At 65.3% G+C, this 14,012-nt stretch carries 15 protein-coding genes; 5 read left to right on the forward strand and 10 right to left on the reverse strand.

The window, feature by feature from the left end; genetic code table 11:
* Window positions 1–36 precede the first annotated feature (36 nt).
* The gene (locus ACSQ3O_RS15115) at window positions 37–621 is read left to right on the forward strand and encodes a hypothetical protein (RefSeq protein ID WP_436139490.1); all 585 of its coding nucleotides are present in this window, start codon (window positions 37–39) and stop codon (window positions 619–621) included.
* Window positions 622–824: 203 nt separating this feature from the next.
* Here the strand turns inward: ACSQ3O_RS15115 and ACSQ3O_RS15120 are convergent, their stop codons facing one another.
* Window positions 825–1,244: a hypothetical protein gene (locus ACSQ3O_RS15120; protein ID WP_436139491.1), complete on the reverse strand. Its 420-nt coding sequence runs from the start codon at window positions 1,242–1,244 to the stop codon at window positions 825–827.
* A gap of 116 nt (window positions 1,245–1,360) precedes the next feature.
* On the opposite strand from ACSQ3O_RS15120, the gene ACSQ3O_RS15125 reads away from it, so the two are divergent.
* The gene (locus ACSQ3O_RS15125) at window positions 1,361–2,242 is read left to right on the forward strand and encodes a LysR substrate-binding domain-containing protein (protein ID WP_298457625.1); all 882 of its coding nucleotides are present in this window, start codon (window positions 1,361–1,363) and stop codon (window positions 2,240–2,242) included.
* Window positions 2,243–2,319: 77 nt separating this feature from the next.
* Here ACSQ3O_RS15125 and ACSQ3O_RS15130 read toward each other — a convergent pair whose 3' ends face one another.
* Window positions 2,320–2,751 carry a TerB family tellurite resistance protein gene (locus tag ACSQ3O_RS15130; protein ID WP_298457623.1) on the reverse strand — a complete coding sequence of 144 codons (432 nt, stop codon included), beginning with the start codon at window positions 2,749–2,751 and terminating at the stop codon, window positions 2,320–2,322.
* 76 nt (window positions 2,752–2,827) lie between these two features.
* Window positions 2,828–3,010, reverse strand: a complete 183-nt coding sequence (locus ACSQ3O_RS15135; RefSeq protein ID WP_298457620.1) for a hypothetical protein — start codon at window positions 3,008–3,010, stop codon at window positions 2,828–2,830.
* Window positions 3,011–3,246: 236 nt separating this feature from the next.
* On the opposite strand from ACSQ3O_RS15135, the gene ACSQ3O_RS15140 reads away from it, so the two are divergent.
* A complete protein-coding gene (locus tag ACSQ3O_RS15140; protein WP_137748023.1) occupies window positions 3,247–3,618 on the forward strand; it encodes an HPF/RaiA family ribosome-associated protein in 372 nt (123 codons plus the stop codon).
* A gap of 143 nt (window positions 3,619–3,761) precedes the next feature.
* Here the strand turns inward: ACSQ3O_RS15140 and ACSQ3O_RS15145 are convergent, their stop codons facing one another.
* From ACSQ3O_RS15145 to ACSQ3O_RS15175, 7 genes are all read right to left on the reverse strand, one after another.
* Window positions 3,762–4,709 carry a CysB family HTH-type transcriptional regulator gene (locus ACSQ3O_RS15145; protein ID WP_137748024.1) on the reverse strand — a complete coding sequence of 316 codons (948 nt, stop codon included), beginning with the start codon at window positions 4,707–4,709 and terminating at the stop codon, window positions 3,762–3,764.
* Between the two features lie 124 nt (window positions 4,710–4,833).
* Entirely contained in the window at window positions 4,834–6,183 is a 1,350-nt protein-coding gene (locus ACSQ3O_RS15150) for a sulfatase family protein (RefSeq protein ID WP_436139492.1), read from the reverse strand.
* Window positions 6,180–7,274: an ABC transporter substrate-binding protein gene (locus ACSQ3O_RS15155; protein ID WP_436139493.1), complete on the reverse strand. Its 1,095-nt coding sequence runs from the start codon at window positions 7,272–7,274 to the stop codon at window positions 6,180–6,182. The genes ACSQ3O_RS15150 and ACSQ3O_RS15155 overlap by 4 nt, the downstream gene beginning before the upstream one ends.
* Before the next feature lie 36 nt (window positions 7,275–7,310).
* Complete coding sequence (locus tag ACSQ3O_RS15160; protein ID WP_436139494.1) at window positions 7,311–8,144, reverse strand: ABC transporter ATP-binding protein; 834 nt, start codon at window positions 8,142–8,144, stop codon at window positions 7,311–7,313.
* Window positions 8,145–8,286: 142 nt separating this feature from the next.
* Window positions 8,287–9,090 carry an ABC transporter permease gene (locus ACSQ3O_RS15165; RefSeq protein ID WP_436139495.1) on the reverse strand — a complete coding sequence of 268 codons (804 nt, stop codon included), beginning with the start codon at window positions 9,088–9,090 and terminating at the stop codon, window positions 8,287–8,289.
* A 13-nt stretch (window positions 9,091–9,103) separates the two neighbouring features.
* Window positions 9,104–9,976, reverse strand: coding sequence for an ABC transporter permease (locus tag ACSQ3O_RS15170; protein ID WP_436139496.1), 873 nt, complete (start codon window positions 9,974–9,976; stop codon window positions 9,104–9,106).
* Window positions 9,977–10,269: 293 nt separating this feature from the next.
* Window positions 10,270–11,316, reverse strand: coding sequence for an ABC transporter substrate-binding protein (locus tag ACSQ3O_RS15175; protein WP_436141132.1), 1,047 nt, complete (start codon window positions 11,314–11,316; stop codon window positions 10,270–10,272).
* Between the two features lie 299 nt (window positions 11,317–11,615).
* Here ACSQ3O_RS15175 and ACSQ3O_RS15180 point away from each other — a divergent pair, with 299 nt between their 5' ends.
* Both ACSQ3O_RS15180 and ACSQ3O_RS15185 read left to right on the forward strand, forming a co-directional pair.
* Entirely contained in the window at window positions 11,616–12,473 is an 858-nt protein-coding gene (locus tag ACSQ3O_RS15180) for a TauD/TfdA dioxygenase family protein (RefSeq protein ID WP_436139497.1), read from the forward strand.
* A gap of 138 nt (window positions 12,474–12,611) precedes the next feature.
* Complete coding sequence (locus ACSQ3O_RS15185) at window positions 12,612–13,976, forward strand: LLM class flavin-dependent oxidoreductase (RefSeq protein WP_436139498.1); 1,365 nt, start codon at window positions 12,612–12,614, stop codon at window positions 13,974–13,976.
* Window positions 13,977–14,012 lie beyond the last annotated feature (36 nt).

Consider the following 14,012-nt stretch of genomic DNA (forward strand, 5'->3'; position numbering starts at 1 on the left):
AAGCCCTGCCCTGCCCACCGGCCCACAATGCCGTCCATGAGGTCTTTGCACAACACACTCGCCGCGCACTGTCGCGCATTGGCCCGCCGTTCGCCTGCACCCCATGCACTGGTTGTCGCCGCCCCCTTGCTGCTCACCCTGCCACTGTGGCTGCTGGCAGGCTGCAGCAAGCCAGAGCCCACAGGCCCCGCCCAGACATCGTTTGCCACGCTGGCCACCGCCTGCACCCAGTTCCTCGCCACCCGCCAGCCCCACGTGCGCCCCAGTGGCCCCGGTGAATGGACGCTGACGGGCTACAGCCCTGCCCTGATCCAGCCCGAAGTCACCCACACGGAATCGCCCGTGACGCCGTATGTGGGCAAACTCGTCATCAAGGACAACGAGGCCCAGGCCCACGCGCCCACCGAAGCGGCTGCCCAGGCCATCACGCTCACGCCCGCGCACCTGCTCTCCAACCGCACCCACACCTTCATCTACAGCTTTGACGGCCAACAGTGGCGCTGGCAAAACGGCCAGCGGCTGACCAAGATGCCGGGGCAGAACGACCGGCTGGAGGCAGTGACGCTGGCCGAGGTGTCTGCAGCAGGGCCCAAGGGGTTTGCAGGGTGCGTGCCGCGCTGAGCCAGACTTTTTGCGGTGAAACAAGTGGCACCACCGGATGGCAACAACAGGTGACACCAGCAGCAAGCCAAACAGGCTCCCCGGAACGCGGGGCAATGCAGAACCGTCCCGGTGGCCGGAATACATATGCCCCGTGCTGCACGCACTACCTGCAGAGGAAATTGGACGCAGTCCAGGCGCATGCCTGGGCTGCGCCAGCCCGCTCAGCGCACCAACGCCTCCTTCGTGTTGCCTGGGCTGCCCGTGCCACCGCCGTGGCGCTTGACCAGCCCAATCAGAATGTGGATGCCCACCGCAAACGCCACCAGCACTATGGCGCCCACGCCCCACAGCGCCCAGGCCAGGAAGGTGACGCCACCTGCCAGAGCAGGCATGGCGTCGAGTGAAGCTTGCACCATGGGGCCCAGTGACGAAAAGACTGCCTCCCACTGGTCGATCAACTGAGGGGGTATCCAGGCTTTGAGCCAGCCCGGCACCAGGACGGCGTCTTTCACCGTACTGCCGCCTGCCAGTGCGCCCGCATTGGACACCACCCAGACCGTCACCGCATGCGCCCCCCAACAGGCCACAGACCAGAGGGCAAGCAGAGCCAATGAAAGAAACCAGTTGATTGCGTAGAACATGTGAAAGCTTCCTCTGTATTGAAATTGGCAAGCGGTGAGTATGGGCAAACCCGCGCGACATAGACACCAGACCCAGCCGCACCTAGCATTCGGCTTTTTCGAACCTGAGCCTGCCTATGCTGAACTACCGCCACCTTTACTACTTCTGGATGGTTGCCAAGGAAGGAGGCTTTGCCAGGGCTGCAGACCGGCTGGAGATGGCGGTGCAGACCATCAGCGCCCAGGTGCGTGATCTGGAGAAGGCGCTGGGCCACCAGCTCCTCAAGCCCTCTGGACGCGGTGTGGCGCTGACCGAAGCGGGGCAAGCTGCATTCACCCGTGCCGAAGAGATTTTTCAACTGGGCCAGTACATCGAAGAAGAGGTGCGTGAGGCCGCGACTGCCCGCGTCGCCCGGTTGTCGGTGGGGCTGTCGGATGGCATCTCCAAACTCGCAGCGCATGCACTGCTGGAGCCTGTGCTGGCCACACCCCACCTGCGGCTGGTATGCCATGAGGGAGAGTCGGACGAGTTGCTTTCTGAGTTGGCCCTGCACCAGCTGGATGTGGTTCTGGCCGGGCAAGCAGCGCCGCGCAACCCCCACCAGCGCCTGACCAGCGAGCGCATCGCTCGGTCTGCACTGCAGTGGTATGGCCCGGCGTCACTGGTGAAAAAGCAAGTACGCGACCGTTTTCCCCAGTCGCTGCAAGACTTGCCGGTGCTACTGCCCACCCACCATGCACCATTGCGCGCCACCCTGGATGCCTGGTTTCAGGACCTGGGCGTGCAGCCCCGGGTGGTGGGGGAGTTTGAAGACAGTGCCTTGCTGGCCGTGTTTGCTGCGCGGGGGCTGGGGGTGTTTCCGGTGAGCCGGTTGGGTGCTCAGGACGTGGGGCTGGTGCGCGGGCTGCGCCTGCTGGGTGAATGCCCACAGCTTTTTGAAGAAGTGCATGCCATCTGGTCCCGCAGAGGGCAGCACCACCCGCTGGTTCGACAACTGGTCGATGCATCCAAGGGTTAGGGCGAAGCATGGAAAACGACGCACGGCCCGGCTGCAGCCGTAATGGCCCGTGCGACCGCACACAACACACCGCTCCGTCAGGCCGCCATGGCGAGCCACCTGCTGTTCCGCGCCACAGGCACCACATCCATGTGCCATTGCTGGCGCACCGCGTTCATCAGCAGCCACTCGGCAGGAGCCAGGTGGTGGTCTGCAGCGGCCGCTGTCTCTGCAAACTCTAGCGCCTTGCGCCGCAGCGCAGGGTCGTCCACTTCAGCCAACAGCAGGGCCAACGTAGGCCCATCGATACTGGCTGTCAAAACCCGCTGCTCATGCGCGCCCATCCACAGGTCCTCGCACAGGCCATGCAACACCTTGGCGAAGTCACCCTGCGGCAAGCCCAATTCTTGCTCCATATGCAGTCCGTGCAATGCCTCCAGTTCGGACCGGCTCACATGGCCATCTGACACCAACAGCAAGGCGATGATTCGGGCGACAGCTTCGGGGCTGTTGCGGGGATAGGTTCGCATCTCTACTCTCCTTGAAACGGGGGGTGATTCAACGATACGGGTGACAAGCAAGCGACAGTGCACCCACGGCGCCGCCTCAGCGGCGAGAACGAGAGCGTGGCTGCCAACCGTCGCGGTACTGGGCTTGTACCCGCAGCGGCACCTTGACAGGCACGCGCCGCAGCACGGGGGATGGCACCACAGAAAAGCGAGAAATCCAGCGCTCAAGGCGATGGCGCAGGGAGTGGATGAGCGACGAAATTTCTGACCAGAGTTTCATGAATGGCTCCTTTGAAGTGGAAGATTCCAAACGGGGAAGAGCCTCGAATGTGGGGCCTCTACCCGCTGGCAAGAAGCAGGTTTTCTCTGATCAGTGAATCTAAAAAACAGAAGCTCTATCGGCATGGCCGATTGCCTCCAAGGCACAGGATTTTTGGTCGCCTTGTGCAGAAATTTCCTGCTGGATGGGATCCAGACTGCGGGCTACGGTGTCACCCTCAACTCAGGAGATTGCCCATGCAGATTCTTGTCAGAACCCATCACCCCGAAGCTGCGCAAATGCGTGAGACCGTGGAGCGCCGCGTGCGCTTTGCCTTCAGGCGACTGAATTCGCTGGTGCCCCGTGCAGACATCAAGCTCGACGACATCAACGGCCCCCGGGGTGGCCCAGACAAGCGCTGCCAGATTGCGCTGCGCACTGACGGTGCAGGGGCCGTGGTCGTGTCTGCGGTAGCCAAGGACTGGCGCTCAGCACTCGACGAGGCGCTGACCAGCGCTGCTCGCTACCTTCTGCGTACGTGGCGCCGCAGTTCCACACCCCACAAACAACGCCGCCGCGATGGGGCAGCTGACGCCAAGCGGCAACGCGGCACCGAAGACTTCGCCTGAAAACTGGCCAAGCCCCCGTGGCTCGGCGCAACGCGCAAGCAGCACATGCGTCCGGGCCACGGCTGGCAACAGGCACCTCGCGCGACCCAGGGTGGTCAGGAAGTTGGCCTTTTTGGCGCCACGCTGAGCATGCCCCCGCCCGATCAAGCCTCTTGCTCGGGAGATGCGCCCAAAGATACCGCCTGCTCCACCATCTCCCGCGTGAGGGTGGGCACAAAGCTCTCGATGAAACGGTAGGCATAGCCCCGCAGCCATGCACCGCGACGCAGGCCCAGGCGGGTCAGGTTCACTTCAAACAGATGGCCCGCATCGATCAGGCGCAGGTGGCGGTCGCGGTCTTCATCGACCGCGATGGAGGCCACGATGCCCACGCCCATGTCCAGCTCCACATAGGTCTTGATCACGTCGGCGTCCATGGCGGTGAGCACGATGTCTGGCGCCAGGCCCGCCTGGGCGAAAGCAGTGTCGATGTGGGCGCGGCCGGTGTAGCCCAGCTCATAGGTGATGATGGGGTGCTCTGCCAGCTGCTCCAGCGTGACGGGGCCGGGGTGGGCCAGCAGCGGGTGGCCAGGGGGCACGACGATGCTGTGCGTCCAGCGGTAGCAAGGCAGCGTGACCAGTGCGTCGTAGCTGGCCAGTGCCTCGGTGGCCACGCCAATGTCGGCCTCGCCACTGAGCAGCATCTCGGCCACCTGGCGCGGGGAGCCCTGGTGCAGGTGCAGCGACACCTGCGGGAACATGGCGCGGAAGTCGCGCACCACCTGGGGCAGCGCATAACGCGCTTGCGAGTGTGTGGCGGCCACAGACAGGCGGCCCTGGGCGCTGTCGCTGAAGTCCTGCCCCGCGCGCTTGAGGTTGTCGGCCTCCAGCAGCAGGCGTTCCACCGTGGGCAGCAGCAACTCACCCGGTGGCGTCAGCCCCGTGAGGCGCTTGCCCGCGCGCACAAAAATCTCCACCCCCAGCTCGTCCTCCAGTTCACGGATCTGGCGGCTGATGCCGGGTTGCGAGGTGTGCAGCATGTGTGCCACCTCGGTCAGGTTGAAGCCGCGCCGCGCGGCTTCGCGCACGGAGCGCAGTTGCTGGAAGTTCATGGTCTGGTACCGAGGTCTTGCACATGCCAATTGCTATTATTTAGATAGCTTAAAAGGCTTACCCATCAGGCGCAAAGGCCCTTTTTTATTCGAATATTTCGCTCTTCAGGTGTGCAACAAGCCTTCACATGCCACGCTCGGCCAGGTCGGGCACGTAGCGGTCGGCCTGGATGTCGGGCGAAAGCCCGTGGGTAATCACCTCGTCGGTGATGGGCAGGAACTGCGCGTCCCACTGCTCCCACGCCGTGCGCAAGCGCTCAAACACATCGGGGTGCTTGTCGCGCAGGTTGGCGCGCTCCAGCGTGTCGGCTTCCACGTCGAACAGAAACTCGTTGTCGTTGATGCGCAGGTACTTGAAGCGCCCCTCGCGCACAGCGCGCTGGCGCTGCGACCTGTAGCGCCAGAACAGCGTGCGCGGGTGTGCGGGCGCATCGCCCAGCAGCACGGGCAGGATGTTCTCGCCGTCTGGCGGGTAGTCAGCCGCAGGTGCCACGCCTGCGGCGGCCAGCAGCGTGGGCAGCCAGTCCATGGTGGCGGTGACCTGGTCGCTCACCTGCGGCGCGATGCGCGCGGGCCAGCGCAGCAGCGTGGGCACGCGGATGCCGCCTTCCAGCAGCTCGGTCTTCTGGCCGGTGAAGGGCCAGGTCTTGGAAAAGCGCTCGCCGCCGTTGTCGCTGGTGAACACGACGATGGTGTTGTCGGCCAGGCCTTGCGCCTTCAGGGCGTCCAGCATCTGGCCCACGGCCTTGTCGAGCGAGCGCACCATGCGCGCATAGGTGGCCAGATTGCCGCCGTCGTAGTGAAAAAGGTCTTTCAGGCCCAGCGATATTTCTTCGTCCTCCGGCCCCACCCAAGGCCAGTGCGGCGCCGTGAAGTGCAGCGACAAAAAGAACGGCTTGGCCGCGCTGCGCTCGCCAATCCAGCGCGTGGCCTCGTCAGCCAGCAGCTGCGTGTAGTAGCCCACGCGCTCCACCGGCACTTCGCCTTCGTACAAATCGCGCGCCACGGCGTCACCCACGCCGGGCTTGTGCGTGAAGTAATCAATGGCGCCACCGTAGTTGCCAAAGAAACGGTCGTAGCCACTCTTGAGCGGGCCGAACGTGGGCAGGCTGCCCAGGTGCCACTTGCCAATCAGCGCCGTGTCATAGCCCGCACCGCGCAGCAGCGATGGCAGCGTAGGGTGCTCGGGCGGCAGGCCGTGCACATGGGCCTTGCGCACCAGGGGTTCTTCCAGCCCGCCACGCAGCCGGTACTGGTAGCGCCCGGTGATCAGCGCAAAGCGCGTGGCCGAGCACACGGCCGAGTTGGCATAGGCCTGCGTGAAGCGCACGCCCTCGCCCGCCAGCGCATCCAGGTGCGGCGTGGTGAAGTCGGCCTGGCCGTACACGCTCAGGTCGGCCCAGCCCAGGTCGTCGGCCAGGATGAAGACGATGTTGGGCGCTTGCGCCGTGGTGTTGGTGGCGGCGGTGCTCATGCCGCCCCCTTGGCCTTGCCAGCGGCATCGGTCTCGCGCCACTGCTTGTCGAGCTTGAGGTCCTTGACGGCTTGCTGCACAAAGGTGGGTTGGAACCAGGCTTTCACATCAAAAGGTTGGCGGATCAGCCCCAGCTTGACGCCGTCATCCAGCACACCCTGGTAGCCGGCGATGAACCCCTCGTCGAGCAGCGGCGAGTACCGCGCATTGAGGTTGTCGCCCGCCAATTCTTCGCGGAACGACAGTTCGGGGTTGCCGCTGTTGTCGGCGTACAGCTTGATGAGCGCCTCGCGGTTGCTCTCTTGCGAAGACCAGTGGGCGGCGCGCACCAGCTGGTGCACCAGGCGCTGCGTGAGCTGTGGGTTCTGCGTGGCGAAATCCTCGGTGGCCAGAATGCCGGAGTTGATGGTGTAGTCGGGCCCCCGGCCCTTGGTGCTCAGCGCAATCTGCACGCCCTGCGCCTTGAGCAGGAACAGGTCCGGGCCCCCAAACGTGGCATCGATCTGCCCGGCCACCACGGCGGCCTTGGAGGTGGGCCAGTCCATGTTGATGAGCTTCACGTCTTTTTCGGTCAGGCCCGCTGTGGCCAGCAGGTTGTCGAACGTGCGCTGGTAGGCCGTGCCCTTGAGCACCGTGACCTTCTTGCCCTTGAGGTCGGCCACGGTCTTGATGCTCACGCCCGGCGCCGTGGCCAGGTAGCTGTTGCTGCCCCGGCCTGTAGCCGCGATGAAGCGGGTGGGCAGGCCGCGCGCGCGGCCGATGACGGCAGCCAGGTCGCCCAGCGAGACGATGTCGAGCTGCTTGGCCGACAGCGCCTCGTGCACGGCCGGGCCTGCGCCACGAAAGAAGTTCCACTCGATCTTGATGCCGTCTTTGGCAAATTCATCTTCGAGCCACTTGTTGGCCTGCAGCACCGCAAACACGCTGCCGCCGGGCGAGGGCTTGCCGGCGGTGCCCAGGTCGGGCGAGCCGATGCGGATGACCTTGGCAGGCGACTGTGCGCGCAGCACCAGGGGGGTGGCCAATGTGGCAGCGCCAGCCACCAGCAGTGAGCGGCGTGTGGAGAAAGCGAGGGTGTTTTGTTGTGTCATGGGAATCTCGGGAGTCGGGAAAGGGAAGAACAAAAATCAAACGGCAAACTGCCACTGCGCAGCGGGTGCCAGCTGCTCGCCGCGCTTGAGCGGCGGCTCGGCCAAATCGGCTGCCGGGTGGCCGGAGAACTCGCGCAGCACGCTGTCCTTGATGGCGGTAAACGCATGCGAGGTGCGCTCGCGCGGATGGGGCAGCCCCACCGGCACGGTGCGGCGGATGCGACCGGGGCGCGGCTCCATCACCACCACGCGGTCGCCCAGGTACACGGCCTCTTCCACGTCGTGCGTCACCAAAATCATGGTGATGCCCTCTTGCTGCCAGATGCGGTGCAGCTCCTGCTGCAGGTGGGCGCGGGTCATGGCGTCGAGTGCGCCAAAGGGCTCGTCCAGCAGCAGGATGTCGGGCCGGTTGACCAGCGCCCGCGCAATCGCCACGCGCTGCGACATGCCGCCCGAGAGCTGGTGCGGGTAGGCCGTCTCAAAGCCTTGCAGCCCCACCAGTTCGATGTGCTCGCGCACGGTGGCGCGCTGCTGGCCTTCGGTCAGGCTGGAGTTGAGCAGGCCCAGCGCCACGTTCTTCTCGACCGTGAGCCAGGGAAACAAGCGGTGCTCCTGGAACACGATGCCCCGGTTCAGGCTGGTGCCCACAATGCGCTGGCCGTTGAGCAATATCTCGCCCTGGTAATCGCCCTCCAGGCCAATCACCAGCCGCAGCAGCGTGGACTTGCCGCAGCCGCTGGAGCCCACAATGCTCACGAACTCGCCCGGCTCGATGGTGAGGTGGATGTCCTGCAGCACAGGCAGGGCTTCGCCCTTGACCTCGTACTGTTTGTTCAGGCCGCGAATGGCCAGGGTACCGGCGTGTGCCATGGTGTGTTCCTTTTCAAATGACGTTGTTCTCGGCCATGGCCCGCAACTGGCGCGGCCCAGGCCAGCGCCCCCGGGGAGCTGGCTTTGCCAGGCCCCTGGGGGCGTCCCCCTGAGGGGGATGGCGCGCAGCGCCTCAGGGGGCTCAATACCGCGCTACGGTGCGGTCGCGCCAGGCCAGCAGGCGCTTTTCCAGCGCACCAAGCAGCGCGTTCAGCGCAAAGCCCACCAGGCCCACCACCACCACGCCAAACAGCACCAGGTCCATCCAGAAGTGCTCGCGCCCGTCGATGAGCGTGTTGCCAATGCCCTTGCCCGAGGCCAGCAGGTATTCGGCCCCCAGCGTGGCCAGCCAGCTGTAGATGAGCGAGAGCTGGATGCCGGTGAACAGCGAGGGCGCCGCCGCAGGCGCCACCACGCGGCGCAGCGTTTGCCACACGCTGAACTCGTACACGCGGGCCACCTCCAGGTATTCGCGCGGCACGCTGCGCAGGCCCTCCAGCGTGTTGAGCACCACGGGGAAGAACGCCGCCATTGCAACGAACGCGATCTTTGCGGCATCGCCCAGGCCAAACCACATCGACAGCATCGGAATCCACGCAAACAGCGAGATCTGTTTGAGCGTGTGGAAGGTGGGCCCCACCAGCCGCTCGGCCCAGCGCGACCAGCCCAGCAGCGCCCCCACCGCCAGCCCGATGCTCGAACCAATGCCAAACCCCCAGGCCATGCGCCACAGGCTGGCCGACAAGGCCACCCACAGCTCGCCACTGACGACCTGGCCCACGCCGCGCTGCCACACGGCCAGCGGCGACACCAGCAGGGGCGAATCGGACGCCCCCGAGGCCACCACCGCCCACCACACAGCCACAATCAGCACGGGCAGCACCCAGCCCCGCAGGCGTGGGGGCACTTTGTGGAACAGGTTGCGTTGCACGTTCACAGAAGACATTCGCACACCCCTTTCACAGACCCGGCTTGCGCCAGCGCAGCAGCCACGCCTCGGACACGGCCAGCAGCTTGTCGATCACAAACCCCACGATGCCCACGGCCAGCACGGCTGCCAGCACCACGTCCAGCTGAAAGAGCTGGCGGCCGTAGACGATGAGGAAGCCGATGCCCTCAGACGACGCCAGCAGCTCCACCACTACCAGCGCCAGCCAGGCATGGGTGAGCCCATAGCGCACGCCATTCCAGATGGGCGCCGTGGCCGCCGGAAACACCACCTTGCGCAGCATTTGCCAGCGGGTAAAGCCATACACACGCGCAACCTCCACCAGCCGGTTGGGCACGTTCTGGATGCCCTGGCAGGTGTTGATGGCCACGGGCACCAGTGCAGCCTTGGCGATCAGCAAAAACTTCAGCTCTTCATCAATGCCCACCACCAGGATCAGCAGCGGCAGCCAGCCGATCACCGGCACCTGGCTGAACGCCTTGAACAACGGAAACACGTAGTCGCGAAAGGTGGGCGAGAGGCCCATAGCCCCGCCCAGCAACAGACCGAGCGACAGGCCAATGCCAAAGCCCGCAAACACGCGGACCATGCTGATGCGCAGGTGGTCCCATAGCTCGCCGCTGGCCAGCAGCTCGCCAAATACCTTGAAGACGGCAGCGGGCGGCGGCAGTACCTGCTCGGGCACCCAGCCCCAAACCGCCGAGAGCTGCCACAGCGCCAGCACGGCCAGCGGAAAGGGCCAGGCCCAAAGCGAGCGCCCTGCCCAAGCCCACGAGGCCTTGTTTCTCAAGGTCGCAACGCGGCGCGCATGCACCTCCGGCAGCGGCTCCAACGGGTGCGTGGGGCTGGCAGGCCCAGCCGCGTTCAGTGCGGGTATCGCCATCTTTTGCGTGTCCTTTCGGGTGGAAGAGGTGCTAACGCCCGGGGCTGGGCAGGCAACCTCGATAAAAACCAAAAGAAATGTAAAAGACGTTTGTTATAAAAATAAATGGTTAATACTCATATGCAATGACAAAGATGTTTGCGGCATGAGCAGCGGCGCTGACGTTATGAGCGGGGCCAGAAGCAGGCACAAAAAAACCCGCCGGGCACAGGGTGCCGGCGGGTTGCAAAGGGCGGCTTTCGCCAGCCCGTCCCCCTACCTACCAATCGTTATCTACGGCGGCTGGCCTGCGCTCAGAGTGCGGCGGCCAGTTCTCCATTGCGGCCATACACGGGCCAGTAGCCTTCCAGCTTCAGCTCCTTGAGCGCCGCGTCCAGGTAGCGGCGGTCAAACCAGCTGTCGATCTCAGGCTTCTTGCGGATCAGCCTGAGCTTGTGGGCCTCGTCGGCCGCGTCCTTGTAGCGCGCGACCAGAAACGGGTCGAGCAGTGGCGACAGGCGCACACGCAGCGGCTGGCCGATGAAGTCTTCGCGCCACACCTTCTCGGGGTACTCGGCCTTGCCCCACTGTGCAAACAGTTCGGCACGGCGGTCTTCGTCGGAGTACTTGTGGGCGTAGCGCACCACGGTCTTCACCACGCGGTGCACCACCTGGGGGTGGCGGGCGGCAAAGTCATCGGCGACAAGCAACGCTGTCTGGCGGGTGTATTTGTAGGAGTCTTCCGCTGCCGACCACACCACCTTGGCTAGGCCCTGGTCGCGCAGCTTGAACAAGCCCACGTAGCCAAACGCGGCATCGATGTCCTTGCTGACCAATGCGGCGTCGGCACTGGGCAGGTCCAGGTTCACCAGCTTCACGTCGCGCTCGCTCAGCCCCTTGTCGGCCAGCGCGCGCACGGCGGCCAGGTGCAGGTTGGTGCCCTTGAACACCGCCACCTTGCGGCCCTTGAGGTCTTCCAGGCGGCGGATGCTGGAATCCGGCGGTACCGCTAGGTAAAGCCCGCCGCGCACACCGCTGCCCAGGATGATCCTGGTCTTCACATCGCTGGCCCGGTGCACGATGGAAGGCAAATCGCCCTGCCACGCAAAGTCGAGTTGCTTGTTGACCAGCGCCTCGTTCACGGCGGGGCCTGCGCCCTTGAAGAAGGTCCACTGCACCTTCACGCCGTCTTTCTTGAACTCCTCTTCCAGCGCGCCGTCGGTGTAGGCCAGCGCGGCCGAGGTGCCGCCATGGCGCACCGGATCGCTGCCCACGCCACCGGTGGCAATGCCGATGCGGATCACCTTCAGCGGCTCCGGCGTCTGCGCGGCTGCGCCGCCCATCGACAGGCCCCAAACCATTGCCGCGCCCGCTGCCGCTGCGGCCCTGCGCAGTGCGGTACTCCATCGCGTTTTTTTCATGTGTTGACCTTTCGTGCCTGTTGTCATGAATCGACAACGACTCTAGGCAAGCCCGCTGCAGCAGCCAACGACCAAAAACAGATATGCAAATTTGGGCACACCAGGCATCCAGCGCGCCGCCACAGGGCGCGGTTTTCCGACTATGCATATGCGAACTGCTTCGTTGATGCGCCGCACATGCACTGTCCCAATGGCATGGCAGTTCTCTTTCCACCACCCTCGTTTCAGAAAGCAGCACCATGTCCAATCTCAACGATTTGCACCCCACCTTCACCCGCTTTGCGGTCGAGCCCTACACCCCCACCATCGGCGCCGTCATCCACGACCTGGACCTGCGTCAGCCGCAGGATGCGGCTACCCAGGCCGAGCTGCGCCAAGCCCTGGCCGTGCACGAGGTGCTGTTCTTCCGCGACCAGCACATCACGCCCCAGCAGCAGGTGGACTTCACCCGCAGCTTTGGCAACGTGGCCGAGGTCAAGGCGTTCTTCCCCCGGCTGGAGGACCACCCCGAAATCGAGATCGTGGAAAGCACCGCCGAGCGCCCCAAGGCGTCGAGCAACTGGCATGCCGACATCACCTGGCGCGAGCAGCCACCGCTGGGCACCAGCCTGTATGCGCAGGTGATTCCGGCCAGCGGCGGCGACACGCTGTGGGCCAGCCTCACGGCCGCCTACGCCAGCCTGTCGCCCGCCTTCCAGGCCTACCTGGAGACGCTGACGGCCGTACACACCTGGGAGATCAGCGGCTGGACGGAGTACCTGCTGCGCAAGGACGCCAGCGGCGATGAGCTGAAAGCCGCCCGCGCCAAGTACCCGCCGGTGGAACACCCGGTGGTGCGTGTGCATCCGGTCACGGGCAAGAAGGTGCTGTATGTGAACTCCACCTTCACCAGCCACATCAAGGGCCTGTCGCGCGTGGAGAGCGATGCCCTGCTGACCCAGCTGTTTGCCCTGCCCCAGGTACCCGAGTTCCAGGCCCGCCTGCGCTGGGCGCCGGGCACGCTGGCCGTGTGGGACAACCGCTCCACCCAGCATTACGCAGTGGGCGACTTCTTCCCGCAGCACCGCAAGCTGCATCGCATCACAGTGACTGACTAGCCCCCCTGAGTCGCCTTCGGCGCCATCCCCCGAGGGGGACGCACCCCCTGGCCCGGCAAAGCCGGTTCCACGGGTGCGCTGGCCTGGGCCGCGCCGGTTTCGCAGGCCGCGCGCTTGATTTAAACCATCGACATTCTTATGACCCAATCTGAAACCCCACGCAAACTGCGCCTCGGCGCCTTCATCATGGCCACGGGGCACCATGTCGCCGCCTGGCGCCACCCCGGCTCGCAGGTCGATTCGGGAGTGAATATCGACCACTACATCGAGGTCGCACAAACGGCAGAGCGCGGCCTGTTCGACCAAGTGTTTGTGGCCGACAGCCCGGGCGTGTGGCACAAGGGCGACCGCGAGTCCTTCAGCCGCCAGGGGCGCATCTCGCACTTCGAGCCCGTCACGCTGTGGGCGGCGCTCTCGGCCGTCACCAAACACATCGGCTTTGTGGCCACGGCATCCACCACCTACGAAGACCCCTACCTGCTGGCACGCAAGTTCGCCTCGCTCGACCACATCAGCAAGGGCCGCGCCGCCTGGAACGTGGTGACCACCAGCGCCGAGAACGTGCATGGCAACTTTGGCCTGGACACCCACCCCGACCCCGCCGTGCGGTATGAGCGCGCCCACGAGTTTGTGGACGTGGTCAAGGGCCTGTGGGACAGCTTTGACGACGATGCCCTGGTGCGCGACCAGGCGAGTGGCATCTACTTCGACCCCGACAAGCTGCACGCGCTGAACCACGTGGGCAAACACCTCAAGGTGCAGGGTCCGCTCAACATCGAGCGCTCGGTGCAGGGCCACCCGGTCATCGTGCAGGCGGGCTCTTCCGAAGACGGCAAGGAGCTGGCCGCTGCCACGGCCGAGGCCATCTTCACCGCCTGGACCAGCCTGGCCGAGGCCCAGGCGTTCTACAAGGACGTGAAAGGCCGCATGGTCAAGTACGGCCGCCACCCCGACGAGCTGCTGGTGCTGCCCGGCATCTCCCCGGTGATCGGCCGCACCGAGGAAGAAGCCCAGGCCAAGTGGGCCGAGCTGCAGGCGCTGATCCACCCCAGCGTGGGCCTGGCTACGCTGGCGCCCTTCTGGCCCGGCGAAGACCTGGCCCAGTGGAATCTGGACGCGCCGCCGCCCTACATTCCCGAGCCGCCCAAGGGCATCAACAGCCGCGCCCACGTGGTGCTGCAGCTGGCCCGGCGCGAGAAGTACACCGTGCGCCAGCTGTACGAATACCTGGCCGGCGCGCGCGGCCACTGGGTGGTGGTGGGCACACCCCAGGCCATTGCGGACCGCATGCAGGAATGGTTTGAGAACGGCGCGGCCGATGGCTTCAACGTGATGCCGCCCGTGCTGCCCCAGTCGCTCAACGAGTTTGTGGACCTGGTCGTGCCGGAGCTGCAACGGCGCGGCCTGTTCCGCACCGCATACGAAGGCAACACCCTGCGCGAGAACCTGGGCCTGGCGCGCCCCGCCAGCCGGTACGCCACGCCACTGGCCAAGGCGGCGTGACGCCTGGGGCCTGACCGGTCAGCGCGATGAACTGGC

The organism is Acidovorax sp. LjRoot74, assembly GCF_964254355.1.
In the GTDB taxonomy this organism is placed as follows: Bacteria; Pseudomonadota; Gammaproteobacteria; order Burkholderiales; family Burkholderiaceae_C; genus Acidovorax.

Bases quoted from the DNA above. Each gene is read 5' to 3' on its own strand.
- ACSQ3O_RS15145 (WP_137748024.1), bottom strand. From the start codon at position 4,709: ATGAACTTCCAGCAACTGCGCTCCGTGCGCGAAGCCGCGCGGCGCGGC.
- ACSQ3O_RS15140 (WP_137748023.1), top strand. From the start codon at position 3,247: ATGCAGATTCTTGTCAGAACCCATCACCCCGAAGCTGCGCAAATGCGT.
- ACSQ3O_RS15180 (WP_436139497.1), top strand. From the start codon at position 11,616: ATGTCCAATCTCAACGATTTGCACCCCACCTTCACCCGCTTTGCGGTC.
- ACSQ3O_RS15135 (WP_298457620.1), bottom strand. From the start codon at position 3,010: ATGAAACTCTGGTCAGAAATTTCGTCGCTCATCCACTCCCTGCGCCAT.
- ACSQ3O_RS15115 (WP_436139490.1), top strand. From the start codon at position 37: ATGAGGTCTTTGCACAACACACTCGCCGCGCACTGTCGCGCATTGGCC.
- ACSQ3O_RS15130 (WP_298457623.1), bottom strand. From the start codon at position 2,751: ATGCGAACCTATCCCCGCAACAGCCCCGAAGCTGTCGCCCGAATCATC.
- ACSQ3O_RS15185 (WP_436139498.1), top strand. From the start codon at position 12,612: ATGACCCAATCTGAAACCCCACGCAAACTGCGCCTCGGCGCCTTCATC.
- ACSQ3O_RS15155 (WP_436139493.1), bottom strand. From the start codon at position 7,274: ATGACACAACAAAACACCCTCGCTTTCTCCACACGCCGCTCACTGCTG.
- ACSQ3O_RS15160 (WP_436139494.1), bottom strand. From the start codon at position 8,144: ATGGCACACGCCGGTACCCTGGCCATTCGCGGCCTGAACAAACAGTAC.
- ACSQ3O_RS15150 (WP_436139492.1), bottom strand. From the start codon at position 6,183: ATGAGCACCGCCGCCACCAACACCACGGCGCAAGCGCCCAACATCGTC.
- ACSQ3O_RS15120 (WP_436139491.1), bottom strand. From the start codon at position 1,244: ATGTTCTACGCAATCAACTGGTTTCTTTCATTGGCTCTGCTTGCCCTC.
- ACSQ3O_RS15170 (WP_436139496.1), bottom strand. From the start codon at position 9,976: ATGGCGATACCCGCACTGAACGCGGCTGGGCCTGCCAGCCCCACGCAC.
- ACSQ3O_RS15125 (WP_298457625.1), top strand. From the start codon at position 1,361: ATGCTGAACTACCGCCACCTTTACTACTTCTGGATGGTTGCCAAGGAA.
- ACSQ3O_RS15165 (WP_436139495.1), bottom strand. From the start codon at position 9,090: ATGTCTTCTGTGAACGTGCAACGCAACCTGTTCCACAAAGTGCCCCCA.
- ACSQ3O_RS15175 (WP_436141132.1), bottom strand. From the start codon at position 11,316: ATGGTTTGGGGCCTGTCGATGGGCGGCGCAGCCGCGCAGACGCCGGAG.